This window comes from Cronobacter sp. 153480017-3, assembly GCF_053627815.1.
The window spans coordinates 46178-62131 of record NZ_JBSEYN010000014.1 but is presented as its reverse complement, the minus strand read 5'-3'; the positions used below and the strand labels follow the sequence as shown (position 1 = coordinate 62131).

Genomic DNA, 15954 nt, shown 5'->3' with positions numbered 1-15954 from the left:
AAAGCGGCGCAGGCCGGGGAAAACGCGACCGCAGACGAAAAACCTGCCGAACCGATCGACCCGCGCAAAGCCGCCGTCGAAGCCGCCATTGCCCGAGCCAAAGCGCGCAAAGCGGCGCAGGCCGGGGAAAACGCGACCGCAGACGAAAAACCTGCCGAACCGATCGACCCGCGCAAAGCCGCCGTAGAAGCCGCTATCGCCCGCGCTAAAGCGCGTAAAGCGGCGCAGGCCGGTGAGCGCGCGCAGGCGGCGAATGAAGAAAATGAAGCGGACGATCCGCGCAAGGCTGCCGTTGCCGCCGCGATTGCCCGCGTGCAGGCGCGCAAGGCTGCCGAAAAGGTTGTTAACGAGGATTAAATGGTTTTCAGAATCGCGAGTTCCCCTTATACCCATAACCAGCGCCAGACGTCGCGTATCATGATGCTGGTGACGCTGGCCACCGTGCCGGGCATCGCCGTGCAGTGGTACTTTTTCGGCTACGGCAGCCTGGTGCAGATTCTGTTAGCCATCGTCAGCGCGCTTGCCAGTGAAGCGCTGGTCATACGCCTGCGCAAACTGCCGCTGAAAAGCCATCTTGGCGACAATTCCGCCCTGCTGACCGGCCTGCTGCTCGGCGTAAGCATTCCCCCGCTGGCCCCGTGGTGGATGGTCGTGCTCGGCACCGCTTTTGCGGTCATCATCGCCAAACAGCTTTATGGCGGGCTGGGTCACAACCCGTTTAACCCGGCGATGATTGGTTACGTGGTGTTGCTTATCTCCTTCCCGGTACAGATGACCAACTGGCTGCCGCCTCAGCAGATCGCCGCTACCGCGCCGGGTTTTCTCGACGCTTTACAGGTCATTTTCCACGGCGTCACTGCCAGTGGCGATACGATGTCGCAACTGCGTCTCGGCATTGATGGCGTGAGTCAGGCAACACCGCTTGATACCTTTAAGACCGGCCTGCACGCCGGACACCCGGCAGGCGAACTGCTGGCACAGCCGATTTATGGCGGCGCGCTGGCGGGCCTCGGCTGGCAGTGGGTGAATCTCGCTTATCTGGCGGGCGGCCTGTTCCTGCTCGCGCGTGGCACCATCCGCTGGCATATCCCGGTGAGTTTTCTGGTGACGCTCGCGGTGTGCTCGACGCTCGGCTGGCTTATCACGCCGGAGAAATTCCTGTCGCCGCTGATGCATCTGCTCTCGGGCGCAACGATGCTCGGCGCGTTCTTTATTCTTACCGACCCGGTCACGGCCTCTACCACGAACAAAGGCCGTCTGGTCTTCGGCGCGCTGGCGGGCCTGCTGGTGTGGCTGATTCGAAGCTTTGGCGGCTACCCGGACGGCGTGGCGTTCGCCGTGCTGCTGGCCAACATCACCGTGCCGCTCATCGATTACTACACCCGCCCGCGGGTTTATGGTCACCGGTAAGGAGAGCCCATGCTTAAGACGATTCAGAAACATGGCGTGACGCTCGCCGTTTTCGCGGCCCTGACAACCGGGCTGACCGCGATGGTTAATGCGCTGACGAAGACCACCATCGAAGGCCAGGCGGCGCTACAGCAGAAACAACTGTTCGATCAGGTACTGCCGCCAGAGATGTATGACAATGATATTCAGCAAAGCTGCTATCTTGTCAGTGCGCCAGCGCTGGGGCGCGGGGAAAAACAGCTATGGGTGGCGCGTAAAGGCGATACGCCGGTGGCGGTCGTGATGCAGGCAACCGCGCCGGATGGCTATTCCGGCGCGATACAGTTGCTCGTTGGTGCGGATTTCAAAGGCACCGTGCTCGGCACCCGCGTAACGGAGCATCACGAGACGCCAGGGCTTGGCGATAAAATAGAAACCCGCATCAGCGACTGGATAACCGGTTTTGCCGGCCAGGTTATCCATGGGCCGAATGATACTCGCTGGGCGGTGAAAAAAGATGGCGGCCAGTTCGACCAGTTTACTGGCGCGACGATTACGCCGCGTGCGGTCGTCAATGCGGTTAAACGCGCGGGGCTGTACGCGCAGACGCTGGAGCCGCAGCTTTCCACCCTGCCTTCCTGTGGAGAAAACCCATGAATGACGTGAAATCGATTCTGGTTAACGGGTTATGGAAAAATAACTCGGCGCTGGTGCAGTTGCTCGGCATGTGTCCGCTGCTGGCTGTGACGTCCACGGCGACGAACGCGCTCGGCCTTGGCCTTGCGACCACGCTGGTACTGACGCTCACCAACGCCTCTATTTCCGCGTTTCGCCGCTGGATGCCGGGCGAGATCCGTATCCCCATTTACGTGATGATTATCGCGGCGGTAGTGAGCATCGTGCAGATGTTGATAAATGCCTACGCGTTCGGTCTGTATCAGTCGCTCGGCATTTTCATCCCGCTTATCGTGACGAACTGTATTGTGGTTGGCCGCGCGGAAGCGTTCGCCGCCAAAAACGGCCCGCTGCTCTCGGCGCTTGACGGTTTTGCGATTGGCCTGGGTGCCACCGGTGCGATGTTCGTGCTGGGCTCGCTGCGTGAAATCCTCGGCAACGGCACGCTGTTTGACGGCGCTGACGGCCTGCTCGGCAGCTGGGCGCGCGTGCTGCGCATCGAGGTGTTCCACACCGATACCCCCTTCCTGCTGGCGATGCTGCCGCCTGGCGCGTTTATCGGCCTCGGTATGATGCTGGCGGTGAAATACCTGATTGACGAGCGTATGAAACGCCGCGCCGCGAAGCCGGTTGTCGTGGAGGCCGCGGCGGAAAAAGCGTCATGAATCAGGCAAAACGCATCGAAATCCTTACCCGGCTTCGCGCTAACAATCCGCATCCGACAACCGAACTGCATTTCACCAGTCCGTTTGAGCTACTGATAGCCGTTCTGCTTTCGGCGCAGGCAACCGATGTGAGCGTGAATAAAGCCACAGCAAAGCTCTACCCTGTCGCCAACACTCCCGAAGCGATGCTGGCGCTCGGCGTGGACGGCGTAAAGGAGTACATCAAAACCATCGGGCTGTTTAACAGCAAAGCGGAAAATGTGATCAAAACCTGCCGTATTCTTCTTGAGAAACACGGCGGCGAAGTGCCTGAAGACCGCGCAGCGCTGGAAGCACTGCCCGGCGTCGGGCGTAAAACAGCCAATGTGGTGCTGAACACCGCGTTCGGCTGGCCGACTATCGCGGTTGACACCCATATTTTTCGCGTCAGCAATCGCACAAAATTCGCGCCAGGTAAGAATGTCGACGCGGTGGAAGAGAAGCTGTTAAAAGTGGTGCCAGCCGAGTTTAAAGTGGATTGCCATCACTGGCTTATTCTCCATGGACGCTATACCTGCATCGCGCGTAAGCCGCGCTGCGGCTCCTGCATTATCGAAGATCTCTGCGAATACGCTGAAAAAGTGTACGATTAATTCACAACACGGCGGATGTCACCTTTGTCACATCTGCCGCCCGATGATGCTCCTGCAATCCGTCTCGTTAGGGGTTTTAGCCGTCCAAAATCCCGCCTTAAATCATTTCGCCAGGTTGATCGTTTTTTTTCGACAGGAATTTTCTATAGATTTGTGAGAATTATCACACTCGCAACATTCTGTTAAATTTCCGTTGCATTATTGGGCTCAAAGCCTTGTGGCACCTCGGTTATCACCATCACCAATAATATATATATCGGACATTTTCTGATAATCAGGTCTATATGACTGCCTGACAGGCATATCAGCAGAACATATAACCAAATACCGCTTCAGCGCCCGTTTCAGCAGTTAAAAAATCTACAATAGTCATTATCATGAAATTTAACGCTGAGCCTTAGCGGAACGACTGGCGGATTATCCCGCCCGGCTTATATGTAACAGATTATTACAAAAGCCTTGTGCCAGCGGTCAGGATAGTGAACATTACCCGCCGTTTCTCACTTCATATAACAATAAAAGCGCATGCCGCCAGGCACCACGCGCATACCACCCCCGCGGTTAATGCGGGCTGTAAAAAAAGAGGTATATGTGTCGACTGCAAACAAAAAACCAGCAGAAAGCGTGAGTATGAACGCTTTCAAACAACCGAAATCGTTTTATCTGATTTTCTCGATCGAGTTATGGGAGCGTTTCGGTTACTACGGCCTGCAAGGGATCATGGCCGTTTACCTGGTCAAACAGCTGGGTATGTCGGAAGCGGATTCCATTACGTTGTTCTCCTCCTTCAGCGCACTGGTGTATGGCCTGGTGGCTATCGGCGGCTGGCTGGGCGATAAAGTGCTCGGCACCAAACGCGTCATTATGCTCGGCACCATTGTGCTGGCTATCGGCTATGCGCTGGTGGCGTGGTCTGGTCACGATGCCGGTATCGTTTACTTCGGTATGGCGACCATCGCGGTAGGTAATGGCCTGTTTAAAGCTAACCCGTCGTCCCTGCTCTCAACCTGCTATGAGAAAGATGACCCGCGTCTCGACGGCGCGTTCACCATGTATTACATGGCGATTAACATCGGTTCGTTCTTCTCCATGCTGGCGACCCCGTGGCTCGCTGATAAATTCGGCTGGAGCGTGGCGTTCTCGCTGAGCTTTATCGGTATGCTCATCACCCTCGTGAACTTCATCTTCTGCAAGAAGTGGGTGAAAGATTACGGCTCAAAACCCGACTTCGCGCCGCTGCACGTGGGCAAACTGCTGGCGACTATCGCAGGTATCGTGGTGCTGGTCGCTATCGCCACCTGGCTGCTGCACAACCAGGGCATCGCACGTATGGTGCTTGGCGTGGTCGCTCTCGGTATCGTGATTATTTTTGCGAAAGAGGCCTTTGCCATGCAGGGTGCCGCGCGCCGCAAAATGATCGTCGCGTTTATTCTCATGCTGGAGGCGATTGTGTTCTTCGTGCTGTACCAGCAGATGCCGACGTCTCTGAACTTCTTCGCTATCCGTAACGTGGAACACTCAATTCTGGGTATCGCGTTCCAGCCGGAGCAGTTCCAGGCGCTTAACCCGTTCTGGATCATGATTGGTAGCCCGATTCTGGCCGCTATCTATAACAAGCTGGGCGACCGCCTGCCGATGCCGTTTAAATTCACTATCGGTATGCTGCTGTGCTCTGGCGCGTTCCTGGTGCTGCCGCTGGGCGCGAAATTCGCCTCGGATGCCGGTATCGTCTCCGTAAACTGGCTTATTCTGAGCTACGCGCTGCAGAGTATCGGCGAACTGATGATTTCCGGCCTCGGCCTTGCGATGGTTGCGCAGCTGGTGCCTCAGCGCCTGATGGGCTTCATCATGGGTAGCTGGTTCCTGACTACGGCTGGCGCGGCAATGATCGCCGGTAAAGTGGCTAACCTGATGGCCGTGCCGGAAAACGTGACCGACCCGCTGCAGTCGCTGGACGTTTACGGCCGCGTCTTCATGCAGATTGGTATCGCCACCGGCGTAATCGCCGTGCTGATGCTGCTCACGGCTCCCCTGCTGAACCGCATGACGCAGGATGATAACGCGACAGAAACGGATACCGCACACGCGTAACCGTTCGGGAAACGTTGTTCAGGCCGTCAGATTTCATGCTGGCGGCTTTTTTTTTACCCGTTCGCGCTCTACCATAATTTGGTTTATTCATGAGAAGGGAGCATTGCCATGAAACTGTTTTACAAAGCCGGCGCGTGTTCGCTTTCGCCGCACATCATTCTGCGCGAAGCCAATATCGATTTTACGCTGGTGGCGGTGGATCTGGCCGCCAAACGCACGGAAACCGGCGAAGACTATCTGACTATCAACCCGAAAGGTCAGGTGCCGGCGCTGCTGCTGGATGACAATACGCTGCTGACAGAAGGCGTGGCCATTGTGCAGTACATCGCAGATCTTGTCCCGGACCGTCAGTTGCTCGCGCCGGTTGGCAGTATGACCCGTTACCATACGCTGGAGTGGCTGAACTATATCGCCACCGAGCTGCACAAAGGCTTTACGCCCCTGTTCCGCCCGGATACGCCGGATGAGTACAAGACCATCGCACGCGCGCAGCTGCAGAAGAAATTCGCGTACGTGAATGAGGCGCTGGCTCAGAAACAGTGGCTGATGGGGCTGCGCTTCAGCGTGGCGGATGCATATCTGTTTACCGTGCTGAACTGGGCGAAAGCGGTCGGACTTGAGATGCAGGCGTTTGATAATATCGCTGACTACCATGCCCGCGTGAAAGCGCGCCCTGCTGTGGCAGCCGCGCTTAAAGCGGAAGGTCTGAGCGCGTAACACCTGTCAGCGCCGCGTCTGTTGCAGACGCGGCGTTTTTTTACAGTTTCACTGCCGTGAAGTAGTGCTCAGGCTGCGCGATGCCGTCCTGCGCCGCCACGACCTGCAATTCATACTCTTCCATGCGTTTGGTGGTCACCATGATGTCGTAGACCGCCGCCGTCACATGTTCCAGCGCCTCACGAAGCGTCGCGCCCTGTAACAGTTTCACCAGTAGCAGACCACTCGTCACGTCACCCACGCCAACCGGCTGACGCGCGCCAAAATCCACCAGCGGGCGGCTGATATGCCAGGCCTCGTCGGATGTTACCAGCAGCATTTCGAAACGATCCTGATGATATCCTGCACGCGCCAGATGTTTTACCAGCACAATTTGCGGGCCGCGGGCGATAAGCTCACGCGCGGTCACGACCGCCTCATCAACGCTTGCTACCGCATGGCCGCTGAGCATTTCGAGCTCCAGCAGATTCGGCGCGATGATATCACTTGCCGGCAGCGCGAAACGCGCGTGAAACTCCGCCACACCCGGTGCCACGATGCAGCCCTTTTCCGGGTGGCCCATCACCGGATCGCAGAAATATTTCGCCTGCGGATTGGCCGCCTTCACCTGACGGACGATCTCCAGAATATGTTCGCCCTGCTCCGCCGACCCCAGATAGCCGCTCAGCACCGCGTCACAGCGCGACAGCTGGCCGATAGCCGCGATGCCCTGCACGATTTCCGTCAGATGCGACGGCGGCATCACCGTGCCGGTCCACTGGCCATACTGCGTGTGGTTGGAAAACTGCACCGTATTAAGCGGCCAGACATTGGCGCCCAGACGGCGCATCGGGAATTCAGCCGCGCTGTTGCCGGCGTGACCAAACACCACGTGAGACTGAATGGCGAGAATATTCTTCATGATTTTCCGGGTGAAACGAGAGGTCGGGTTAAAAATAAAGGGCGTGGTTTCCCACGCCCTTGACTGGCTGAAGGTTATTTCCAGCAGACGAGGCAGTAGTTTTTCTTACCGCGACGCAACAGCGTATAACGGCCAAAGAGGCGGTCGCTGTCGCTGAAGGTGTATTCCGGGTCTGCCTGCTTTTCGCCGTTGATGGTAATAGCGTTAGACGCGATGGTTTTACGCGCCTGGCCGCGGGACGGCTGCAGCTCGGAATCGACCAGCGCCTGCATCAGATCCGCGCCTTTTTCCATCTCGATCATCGGCACGCCGTCCTGCGCAAGCTGCTCGAAATCCGCTTCGCTCAGCGCGTTGAGGTTGCCGTTAAACAGGCTTTCGGTGATGCGTTTTGCGGCGGCAAGGCCCTCTTCGCCATGCACCAGGCGCGTCACCTGTTCAGCCAGCACGTACTGGGCGCGCGGCGCTTTACCGCTGTTTTTGTCTTCTTCTTCCAGCGCGTTGATTTCATCAATGCTCATAAAGGTGAAGAATTTCAGGAAGCGGTAGACATCCGCGTCCGCGGTGTTGATCCAGAACTGGTAGAACTTGTACGGACTGGTTTTCTTCGGATCCAGCCATACCGCGCCGCCTTCGGTTTTACCGAATTTGGTGCCGTCAGACTTAGTGATAAGCGGTACGGTCAGGCCAAACACCTGGTTCTGATGCAGACGACGGGTCAGGTCGATGCCCGACGTAATGTTACCCCACTGATCGGAGCCGCCGATTTGCAGCGCCACGCCGTGCAGTTTATTCAGGCAGGCGAAGTCATAACCCTGCAACAGGTTGTAGGAGAATTCAGTGAAGGAGATGCCCACGTCATCGCGGTTCAGGCGCTGCTTCACCGCTTCTTTGTTGATCATCTGGTTGACCGAGAAGTGCTTGCCGATATCGCGCAGGAAGGTCAGCACGTTCATGTTGCCGAACCAGTCATAGTTGTTCGCCGCGATAGCGGAGTTCTCGCCGCAATCAAAATCAAGGAACGGCGCGACCTGGCGGCGGATTTTATCCACCCATTCCTGGACGGTGTCTTCGGTATTAAGTTTACGTTCGGTCGCTTTGAAGCTTGGATCGCCAATCAGACCGGTGGCGCCGCCAACCAGTGCAACCGGCTTGTGCCCCGCCATCTGAAAGCGTTTCAGGCACAACAAGGGAACCAGATGGCCCAAGTGCAGGCTGTCGGCGGTGGGATCGAAGCCGCAATAAAGGGCGATCGGCCCCTGCGCCAGTCGCTGCGCTAACGCTTCTTCATCCGTCACCTGAGCCACAAGGCCCCGCTCCTGCAATTGTTTAATCAAATTGCTGCTTGCCATCGATTTCTCCATGTATTTACGACTGCACCTTTGCCGGTACACGGCTTTTCGCCCACTGGCGAAGAATAAAATTCAGGGAGGCATAGAATAAAGCGCAAGCCCTGGGAGCGCCAGCGCTTGCATAAGAAAATCGCTCACTTACGGGGCGAGACGGTCGATTTTCCAGCCATCGCCGTCGCGCTGGTATAAAAAGCGGTCGTGTAGCCTGTGCTCGCCGCCCTGCCAGAATTCCACCTGCTCAAACGAGACGCGAAAACCGCCCCAGAAACTTGGCAGCGGCACTTCGCCCTGCTGGAATTTCTGTTTCAGTTCGAGGAATTTGCTCTCCAGCACGCCGCGCGCGGAAATACGGCTCGACTGCTTCGACACCCAGGCGCCGATCTGGCTGTCACGCGGGCGGCTGTGGAAATATTTCACCACTTCCAGCGTCGAGAGACGCTCTGCTTTGCCGGTGACCATCACCTGGCGCTCCAGCATGTGCCACGGAAAAAGCAGGCTGATGCGCGGATTGTTTTCAAGATGATGCGCCTTGCGGCTGCCGAGGTTGGTATAGAACACCATACCGCGCTCATCGAAATGTTTAAGCAGCACAATACGCTGGTACGGCTGGCCCTGTTCATCAACGGTGGCGACCACCATAGCGGTAGGATCGGCGAGTTTTGCGTCACACGCCTGAGCGAGCCAGCGTTCAAACAGCGGTAACGGCGTCTCGGTGAGGTCGCGGCGGCGTAGCCCGCCTTTGGTATATTCGCGGCGCAGATGCGCGATCTGTTGCAGATGGTCAATATCAGACATAGCGTTGAACCAGTGAGGATCGGGTGGCGCTATTGTGCGCCCCACCCGCTAAAATCTCAACGCTTCGGATTTTGTAACTGACAGTGATTTAACACAATATTGTCGCGATGGTAGACCGTCGCCTCATCGCCTTTCGACCAGAATGCATAGATGCCGTCAGTGTAGCGCGTACCGGACGCGGCGCGGCCCTGATTCAGATGCAGCATTTTATCATCCAGCACAAAACTGACCTGCTCGCGCTGCTTATTGAGCGAGACCGTCAGCGGTTTTTCATCGCAGCGATATTCAAGAGTATCGGTATTCATGCGCTCAACCATAGCGTCATAGTAGCTACAGCCAGTCAGCAGCGTGGGGAGCAAAACGACAAGCAGTTTCTTCATGGCATATCCTGAATGCGTATTTCTGAAGGGGGCCGGACGCCCCCGTAACGCATCCAGTCTAACGTCCTGGCGGAGCAGGAAAAGTCGGCAAACTCCGATTATTTAAGGGGTTGGCGGGAAAGACTGCACCGATCACGCTCGCTTCGCGCGCGCCGGTCACGGAGGGAAGATTTCCTGGTTTGCCGCTGAGCGTGCGGTACGCAAGCCAGGCGAAGGCCAGCGCTTCCATATCATCGCCGCGAATGCCCATCTCATCGGTTGACGAGACTTCGGTGCCCGGCAACAGCGCGGCGAGACGCGCCACCAGCCGCGGGTTGCGTCCGCCGCCGCCACATATCATTAGCCGTTCCGCGCCGCCGCTCAGCTGCACGTCCCGCGCGATGGTGCTGGCAGTCAGCTCCAGCAGCGTCGCCTGCACATCCTGGGCGGGCAGCCCGGCGAAGGACGAGAGCTGGCGCTCTATCCAGCCGTAGTTGAAATATTCACGTCCGGTGCTCTTCGGCGCAGGCGTTGAGAAATACGGATCGCGGAGCATCTTTTGCAGCAGCGGCTGCACCACATTGCCGCTGGCGGCCCACTCGCCGTCTTTATCAAACGGTTTGCCTTTCTGACGCCAAATCCAGGCGTCCATCAGCATATTGCCAGGGCCGGTGTCGAAGCCTTTTACCGGCTGGCCCGGGAACAACAGCGAAAGATTCGCGATGCCGCCGATGTTCAGCACCATACGCCGCTCCGTCGGGTGCGCCAGTAGCGCCTGATGGAACGCGGGCACCAGCGGCGCGCCCTGCCCGCCGAGCGCCATATCGCGACGGCGGAAATCACCCACGACGCTCACGCCGGTGCGTGCCACAATCTGATTGTTATCGCCTATCTGGATGGTGTGCGGCGCGCTGCCGGTCGGCTCATGCCAGACGGTCTGCCCGTGGCAGCCAATCGCCATGACGTCTTCGGGCTTAAGTTTTTGCTGCTCCATCAGCGCGTTGACCGCATCAGCAAACAGGCAACCGAGCTGATGATCGAGCCTGCCGAGCTGAGAGAGCGTCAGCGGCTGCCCCTGACAGATATCCAGGATCGCCTTTTTAATCTCAGGCGGCATTGGCCAGCTCAGGCTTGCCTGCTGCGCCACCATGTGTTCGTCGATGGCCGCCAGCACCACATCCACCCCGTCGAGGCTGGTGCCGGACATCACTCCAATGTAGCGACCTGATTTCATACGCAATCCTTAAGCCCTGTTTGAAAACGTGCAACGCGACCCACAATCATAAACATTCACCCTGATTGAGCAACGGAATAATCACGTGCGGTGCAAAAAGCCGGTTTTCCAGTCGCTGTTGATTTACCGTTCAGGCAGAATATTTTAGGATTTTTATCATCGGCTCCGTGAAGAATGTGAAATATCGCGGTCTTATGCCATATAATTTGAATATGATGGATGCTCAGGTGAGCATTTGTTGGTGAACAGGAGATTTACATGATTTCACGTGTACTGGTTGTTGCACTGGCAGGGGTAACGCTGGCGGGCTGCGTCAACAATGATAGCCTTTCCGGAGACGTTTACACCGCCTCTGAGGCCAAGCAGGTACAGAACGTCACGTACGGTACTGTCGTGAACGTGCGTCCGGTGAAAATCCAGGGCGGGGATGATACCAACGTTATCGGCGCACTCGGCGGTGCAGTGCTGGGCGGTTTTCTTGGCAATACTGTCGGCGGCGGCACGGGTCGTTCGCTGGCAACGGCGGCAGGCGCTATCGCAGGTGGTGTGGCAGGCCAGGGCGTTCAGGGCGCAATGAACAAAACGCAGGGCGTAGAGCTGGAAATCCGTAAGGACGACGGCAACACCATCATGGTGGTACAGAAACAGGGCAATACCCGTTTCTCTGCCGGTCAGCGTGTTGTACTGGCCAGCAACGGCAGCCAGGTCACCGTTTCTCCGCGCTAAAACGCACGATTTTACCGCTGTAAATACAGGAACGGAGGAGCATCAGGCTCCTCCGTTTTTTTATGCGCGCGATTATGATTGTGATGGTGTTGCTTCATACGGTCGTCATACAGACCGTTTACTCTTTCGCCGACAGCGCCTGAATGTTCTTCTCAAGACGCGCCACGATGTGCAGCATCTGGTCGTGCTCTTCCTGCGAAATGCCCGAGAGGATTTCACCGCGCGTTTTCAGAATCACTTCTTCAAGTTGCGAAATGATAGGCGCCGCTTTCTCGGTCAGCTTAATGCGCTTGGCGCGCCGGTCGCTGGCGCAGGTGTGGCGGGCGATAAGCCCCTTCTCTTCGAGCTGGTCGAGCGTGCGCACCAGTGACGGCTGCTCGATACCGATGGCCTTGGCCAGTTGAATTTGCGACTGATCGGGCGGCAGCGAGTGGATATGATGAAGTGTCACCCAGTGGGTCTGCGTTAATTCCAGAGGCTTCAGGCGATGGTCAATCAGAGCACGCCAGATGCGCACCAGTCTTGTCAGGTCAGAGCCTAATGGCGATTCCAATTTCATCTCCTTATAATTAGCTTGCTAAGTTATTATGCTGATTTTAGACTAGTGTGCAGTATTTAGATAGCTAAAACAAATGGCCACACTGGCGATGAATACCGCGACGTCTATAATTTTAGACCACAACGGCGTATCTGAAACGGGTGCCATCTCTCCGATTTTCAAGGATTATCTTTCGTGATATCGCGCTTCTTCACATCAGGGTTCGCGCTTTCGGATCTCGTCGCCGGTGCGTCGGTCTATTTCCCTCCCCTTTTTAAGGCCGTTATTCTCGGTTTTTTTATCTGGCTGATGGTGCACCGTCTGCTGCGTGACTGGATTTACGCGGGCGACATCTGGCACCCGACATTAATGGATCTTTCCCTGTTCGTTTTGTCAGTCAGCCTCGGGCTGCTGATGCTGATTGTGTGGTAATCTCATGCGTCTGAAAACTCTGAAATATTTCTCCACGCTCTATGTGGTTGCAGCCGCTCTGCTGGCAGGCTGGCTGGTCTGGAATTACTACATGCAGTCGCCCTGGACGCGTGATGGAAAAGTACGCGCCGAGCAGGTGAATATCACGCCGCAGGTCTCCGGCACCATTACGCGCCTGCTGGTGCGCGACAACCAGAAAGTCAAAGCGGGCGAATTGCTGTTCACGATAGACGACACGCCCTACCGCATCGCGGTGCTGAACGCCGAAGCGCAAATCGCCCGTGCGCAGACCGATCTTGCCAAAGCCAATAACGAAGCGAACCGCCGCCGCCATCTGCCGCAAAACTATATTTCCGCCGAAGATCTCGACACCGCGAATATCAGCGTAAAAGCCGCGCAGGCCGCGCTGAAAATGGCCGAAGCGTCGCTTGAGCAGGCTCGCTGGCAGCTTGAGCAGACGCATGTGGTAGCGCCCGTCGATGGCTGGGTGACTAATCTCTCAAGCCGCGTGGGCAACTACGCAAGCCAGGGCCAGCCGGTCTTCGCGCTGGTAGACAGCCACTCGTTCTACGTGGTGGGCTATTTTGAAGAGACCAAACTGCGCCATATCCGCGAAGGTGCCCGCGCGCAGATCTTGCTCTACAGCACCCATACGCCGCTGCATGGCAAAGTAGAGAGCATCGGTCGCGCCATTTACGATCAGAGCGTCGAGAGCGACAGCAGTCTCGTCGCCGATATCAAGCCTAACGTGCCGTGGGTGCGGCTCGCGCAGCGCGTGCCGGTGCGTATCGCGCTCGACAACCTGCCCGACGGCGTGACGCTGGTGTCCGGCACCACCTGCACCGTTTCGCTCACCGATTAAGCGCCGCTCATGAATCTCGAATGGCTCACCTGGCAGCGATCCCCGTGGGGCAAAGCGACGCCCGCGCAGTGGCGCTACGCGCTGCGCAACGGCATCGCGATGTCGCTTGCGCTGACTATCGCCTACGTGTTGGAACTGGACGAGCCCTACTGGGCGATGACCTCGGCCGCCGTGGTGAGTTTCCCGACGGTGGGTGGCGTTATCAGCAAAAGTCTCGGACGCATCGCTGGCAGCCTGATTGGAGCCAGCGCCGCGCTCATTATCGCCGGGCATACGCTTAACGATCCGTGGTTATTCACCTGGGCAATGGCGCTGTGGCTCGCGCTCTGCACCTGGGTTTCGGGCTATTTTCATAACAACGCCGCCTACGCCTTTCAGCTTGCCGGATATACCGCCGCCATCATCGCTTTTCCACTGGTCAATACGGTTGAAACCACAGAGCTCTGGAATATCGCCCAGTCGCGCGTCTGCGAAGTGATCGTCGGCATTTTGTGCGGTGGACTGATGATGATGGTGATGCCGGGCCAGCCTGACAGCGTGACGTTTCTCGGCGCGCTGCGCAAAATGCAGGCGCGTCTGCTGGAGCACGCCAGTCTGCTGTGGAAACCGCAAACCACCGACGCCATCCGCACCGCCCATGAGGGCGTGATTACGCAGGTGCTGACGCTCAACGTGCTGCGCATTCAGGCGTTCTGGAGCCATTACCGTATCCGCCAGCAGAACCAGTTGCTGAATTATCTGCTGCACCAGCAACTGCGACTGACCAGTTATATCTCCGGACTGCGCCGCCTGTTGATGAACTGGCCACAGCCGCCGCAAAGCCTGTGGGCCGGGCTTGAGGCGTTGCTGGAAGAGCTCGGCCATCCGAAGCCCTGCCCGCTGCGGGTGGCGCGCCTTCTGGTCGCACTCGCTCCAGATGAAAACAGTGATTTTCGCCATCAGGCGTTCTGGCTGCGGCTGCGCGATTTCTGCCGCGTCTGGATGAACTGTCAGCGCTGGATTGCCAGGCTTGATACCCCCATTCCCGACGACACGATAAGCGTGCCAGCCGCCCCGCCGCTGGCGCGCCATACCGATAACACCGAGGCGCTGTGGAGCGCGCTTCGCACCTTTTGCGTCATCACACTGATTGGCGCCTGGGCGATTAACACTCGCTGGGAGTCAGGCAGCGGCGCGCTGACGCTGGCGGCGATAAGCTGCGTGCTCTATTCCGCCTCACCATCGCCGCATAATTCGCTTAACCTGCTGCTGCGCACGCTGTTACTGCTGACGCTGTTCAGCTTTGTGGTGAAATTCGGCCTGATGGTACAAGTGACCGATCTCTGGCAGTTTCTGTTGTTTCTCTTCCCGCTACTGACCACGATGCAGCTCCTGAAGCTACAACAGCCGCGCTTTGCGGGGCTATGGGGACAGCTGATTGTCTTTATGGGCTCGTTTATCGCGGTGACGAACCCGCCGGTTTACGATCTGGCGGATTTTCTGAATGATAATCTGGCGAAGATTTGCGGCGTGGCATTCTGCTGGGTGGCATTCGCCGTACTTCGGCCCGGCTCTGACCGGCGTAAGGGGCTGCGCCATATCCGCGCCCTGCGTCGCGGATTTATCGATCAGCTCAGCCGCGTTCCGCAGCGCGGTGAAGCGGCGTTTGAATCGCTGGTTTATCATCACATCAGCCAGCTCAGCAACAGTAAAGACGACGCCACCCGTCGCTGGCTGCTGCGCTGGGGCGTAGTGCTGCTCAACTGTTCGCATGTGGTCTGGCAACTGCGTGAATGGGAAACCCGCGCTGACCCGCTCTCGCAGGTGCGTGATATCTGCATCGAAACGCTACGGGATGTGATGAGCGTTAAAGGGGTTCGCCAGCGGCCGCTGGCCGCGGCGCTCGGCGAGCTTGAACGTATTAGCTTTACGCTTGCGCGCCATCATCAGCCCGACGCGCGGCGGCTGGCAGGCATTATCTGGCGTCTGTGGTGTTCGCTGTCACAGCTGGAGCAGGCGTCGCCCTCACCGCAGGAAGACAACGCCCGGCAAGTGATTAAATAACACCGCAGGCGTAACGGGCACCGCCGCCGCCCAGCGCTTTCGGATGATCGGACAGGTTATCGCCGCCGACATGTACCATCAGCGCTTTACCCCTTACTTCGTCCAGCTTTTTGATGCGCGGTGCGGTCACCGGGTCGGTAGCTTTTCCGTCGTTGTTCACCGCCAGCACCGGCAGGTCACCTAAATGTCCGTCGCCTTCCGGCCCGGCGTGTTTACCGGTATTTTGCGGGTCGAAGTGGCCGCCAGCGGCTTCTGCCGCGACCATTTTGCCGTCTTTCATGGCGGGTTCGCAGTTGCCTTTGGCATGAATGTGAAAGCCGTGATCGCCTGGCGGAAGGCCGTTAAGATCGGGCGCGAATTCCAGACCTTTATCGGTTTCAGTGATTTTGACCATCTCGATGGACTGCCCCACGCCTTTGTCAGTCACCAGGTGTAGTTCCACTTCTTCGCTGGCGGCCTGCGCGGCACCGCATACGAGCAGCGCCATCGCCGCCAGTGTTAATCGCTTCATATTCCCTCCAGTTTCAGGTGATTCCCGTTAAGTCT

At 57.6% G+C, this 15954-nt stretch carries 17 protein-coding genes and 1 pseudogene; 11 read left to right on the top strand and 7 right to left on the bottom strand.

All coding sequences use genetic code 11. From position 1 onward, the window contains the following. The 7 genes and pseudogenes from ACUW6V_RS20330 to gstA form a co-directional block, all read left to right on the top strand. Positions 1 to 357 (top strand): annotated as a pseudogene (locus ACUW6V_RS20330) (electron transport complex subunit RsxC); the annotation flags it as partial. Next, positions 358 to 1410, top strand: a complete 1053-nt coding sequence (gene rsxD / locus ACUW6V_RS20325) for an electron transport complex subunit RsxD (RefSeq protein WP_454038829.1) — start codon at positions 358 to 360, stop codon at positions 1408 to 1410. 9 nt (positions 1411 to 1419) lie between these two features. Next, on the top strand, positions 1420 to 2046 hold the full coding sequence (gene rsxG, locus ACUW6V_RS20320) for an electron transport complex subunit RsxG (RefSeq protein WP_007849689.1): 627 nt from the start codon (positions 1420 to 1422) through the stop codon (positions 2044 to 2046). Next, positions 2043 to 2729 (top strand): electron transport complex subunit E, encoded by a 687-nt coding sequence (locus ACUW6V_RS20315; RefSeq protein WP_004386086.1) that lies wholly within the window; start codon positions 2043 to 2045, stop codon positions 2727 to 2729. Before rsxG ends, ACUW6V_RS20315 begins: the two co-directional genes overlap by 4 nt. Continuing rightward, entirely contained in the window at positions 2726 to 3361 is a 636-nt protein-coding gene (gene nth, locus ACUW6V_RS20310; RefSeq protein WP_004386087.1) for an endonuclease III, read from the top strand. Before ACUW6V_RS20315 ends, nth begins: the two co-directional genes overlap by 4 nt. Before the next feature lie 591 nt (positions 3362 to 3952). Then, on the top strand, positions 3953 to 5452 hold the full coding sequence (dtpA, locus tag ACUW6V_RS20305; RefSeq protein WP_085662668.1) for a dipeptide/tripeptide permease DtpA: 1500 nt from the start codon (positions 3953 to 3955) through the stop codon (positions 5450 to 5452). Positions 5453 to 5560: 108 nt separating this feature from the next. Further along, positions 5561 to 6169 carry a glutathione transferase GstA gene (gstA, locus tag ACUW6V_RS20300; RefSeq protein WP_004386089.1) on the top strand — a complete coding sequence of 203 codons (609 nt, stop codon included), beginning with the start codon at positions 5561 to 5563 and terminating at the stop codon, positions 6167 to 6169. Between the two features lie 40 nt (positions 6170 to 6209). On the opposite strand, the gene pdxY is transcribed toward gstA, so the two are convergent. The 5 genes from pdxY to anmK all read right to left on the bottom strand — a co-directional run bounded on the left by pdxY (position 6210) and on the right by anmK (position 10807). Continuing rightward, on the bottom strand, positions 6210 to 7070 hold the full coding sequence (pdxY, locus tag ACUW6V_RS20295; RefSeq protein WP_097649730.1) for a pyridoxal kinase PdxY: 861 nt from the start codon (positions 7068 to 7070) through the stop codon (positions 6210 to 6212). Between the two features lie 74 nt (positions 7071 to 7144). Beyond that, complete coding sequence (tyrS, locus tag ACUW6V_RS20290) at positions 7145 to 8419, bottom strand: tyrosine--tRNA ligase (protein WP_032972515.1); 1275 nt, start codon at positions 8417 to 8419, stop codon at positions 7145 to 7147. Positions 8420 to 8557: 138 nt separating this feature from the next. Beyond that, positions 8558 to 9214, bottom strand: coding sequence for a pyridoxamine 5'-phosphate oxidase (pdxH, locus tag ACUW6V_RS20285; protein WP_085045834.1), 657 nt, complete (start codon positions 9212 to 9214; stop codon positions 8558 to 8560). 56 nt (positions 9215 to 9270) lie between these two features. Further along, complete coding sequence (gene mliC / locus ACUW6V_RS20280) at positions 9271 to 9594, bottom strand: C-type lysozyme inhibitor (RefSeq protein ID WP_032989659.1); 324 nt, start codon at positions 9592 to 9594, stop codon at positions 9271 to 9273. A 58-nt stretch (positions 9595 to 9652) separates the two neighbouring features. Continuing rightward, a complete protein-coding gene (anmK, locus tag ACUW6V_RS20275) occupies positions 9653 to 10807 on the bottom strand; it encodes an anhydro-N-acetylmuramic acid kinase (RefSeq protein WP_088277927.1) in 1155 nt (384 codons plus the stop codon). 258 nt (positions 10808 to 11065) lie between these two features. Here anmK and slyB point away from each other — a divergent pair, with 258 nt between their 5' ends. Beyond that, entirely contained in the window at positions 11066 to 11533 is a 468-nt protein-coding gene (slyB, locus tag ACUW6V_RS20270; RefSeq protein ID WP_004386095.1) for an outer membrane lipoprotein SlyB, read from the top strand. A gap of 118 nt (positions 11534 to 11651) precedes the next feature. Here the strand turns inward: slyB and slyA are convergent, their stop codons facing one another. Continuing rightward, positions 11652 to 12092, bottom strand: coding sequence for a transcriptional regulator SlyA (gene slyA / locus ACUW6V_RS20265; RefSeq protein WP_012124911.1), 441 nt, complete (start codon positions 12090 to 12092; stop codon positions 11652 to 11654). Positions 12093 to 12266: 174 nt separating this feature from the next. On the opposite strand from slyA, the gene ACUW6V_RS20260 reads away from it, so the two are divergent. From ACUW6V_RS20260 to ACUW6V_RS20250, 3 genes are read left to right on the top strand one after another with little or no spacing between them, the layout of a single operon-like run. Next, positions 12267 to 12503 (top strand): DUF1656 domain-containing protein, encoded by a 237-nt coding sequence (locus tag ACUW6V_RS20260; RefSeq protein ID WP_007867474.1) that lies wholly within the window; start codon positions 12267 to 12269, stop codon positions 12501 to 12503. Between the two features lie 4 nt (positions 12504 to 12507). Continuing rightward, entirely contained in the window at positions 12508 to 13365 is an 858-nt protein-coding gene (locus ACUW6V_RS20255; RefSeq protein ID WP_454038828.1) for an efflux RND transporter periplasmic adaptor subunit, read from the top strand. A 9-nt stretch (positions 13366 to 13374) separates the two neighbouring features. Next, positions 13375 to 15408, top strand: a complete 2034-nt coding sequence (locus ACUW6V_RS20250) for an FUSC family protein (protein ID WP_104659022.1) — start codon at positions 13375 to 13377, stop codon at positions 15406 to 15408. Here the strand turns inward: ACUW6V_RS20250 and sodC are convergent. Beyond that, on the bottom strand, positions 15401 to 15919 hold the full coding sequence (gene sodC / locus ACUW6V_RS20245; protein WP_454038827.1) for a superoxide dismutase [Cu-Zn] SodC: 519 nt from the start codon (positions 15917 to 15919) through the stop codon (positions 15401 to 15403). The two genes, ACUW6V_RS20250 and sodC, sit on opposite strands and share 8 nt — an antisense overlap. Positions 15920 to 15954 lie beyond the last annotated feature (35 nt).

Bases quoted from the DNA above. Each gene is read 5' to 3' on its own strand.
- slyB (WP_004386095.1), top strand. From the start codon at position 11,066: ATGATTTCACGTGTACTGGTTGTTGCACTGGCAGGGGTAACGCTGGCG.
- pdxH (WP_085045834.1), bottom strand. From the start codon at position 9,214: ATGTCTGATATTGACCATCTGCAACAGATCGCGCATCTGCGCCGCGAA.
- slyA (WP_012124911.1), bottom strand. From the start codon at position 12,092: ATGAAATTGGAATCGCCATTAGGCTCTGACCTGACAAGACTGGTGCGC.
- gstA (WP_004386089.1), top strand. From the start codon at position 5,561: ATGAAACTGTTTTACAAAGCCGGCGCGTGTTCGCTTTCGCCGCACATC.
- rsxD (WP_454038829.1), top strand. From the start codon at position 358: ATGGTTTTCAGAATCGCGAGTTCCCCTTATACCCATAACCAGCGCCAG.
- ACUW6V_RS20250 (WP_104659022.1), top strand. From the start codon at position 13,375: ATGAATCTCGAATGGCTCACCTGGCAGCGATCCCCGTGGGGCAAAGCG.
- ACUW6V_RS20255 (WP_454038828.1), top strand. From the start codon at position 12,508: ATGCGTCTGAAAACTCTGAAATATTTCTCCACGCTCTATGTGGTTGCA.
- nth (WP_004386087.1), top strand. From the start codon at position 2,726: ATGAATCAGGCAAAACGCATCGAAATCCTTACCCGGCTTCGCGCTAAC.
- ACUW6V_RS20315 (WP_004386086.1), top strand. From the start codon at position 2,043: ATGAATGACGTGAAATCGATTCTGGTTAACGGGTTATGGAAAAATAAC.
- rsxG (WP_007849689.1), top strand. From the start codon at position 1,420: ATGCTTAAGACGATTCAGAAACATGGCGTGACGCTCGCCGTTTTCGCG.
- anmK (WP_088277927.1), bottom strand. From the start codon at position 10,807: ATGAAATCAGGTCGCTACATTGGAGTGATGTCCGGCACCAGCCTCGAC.
- pdxY (WP_097649730.1), bottom strand. From the start codon at position 7,070: ATGAAGAATATTCTCGCCATTCAGTCTCACGTGGTGTTTGGTCACGCC.
- tyrS (WP_032972515.1), bottom strand. From the start codon at position 8,419: ATGGCAAGCAGCAATTTGATTAAACAATTGCAGGAGCGGGGCCTTGTG.
- mliC (WP_032989659.1), bottom strand. From the start codon at position 9,594: ATGAAGAAACTGCTTGTCGTTTTGCTCCCCACGCTGCTGACTGGCTGT.
- sodC (WP_454038827.1), bottom strand. From the start codon at position 15,919: ATGAAGCGATTAACACTGGCGGCGATGGCGCTGCTCGTATGCGGTGCC.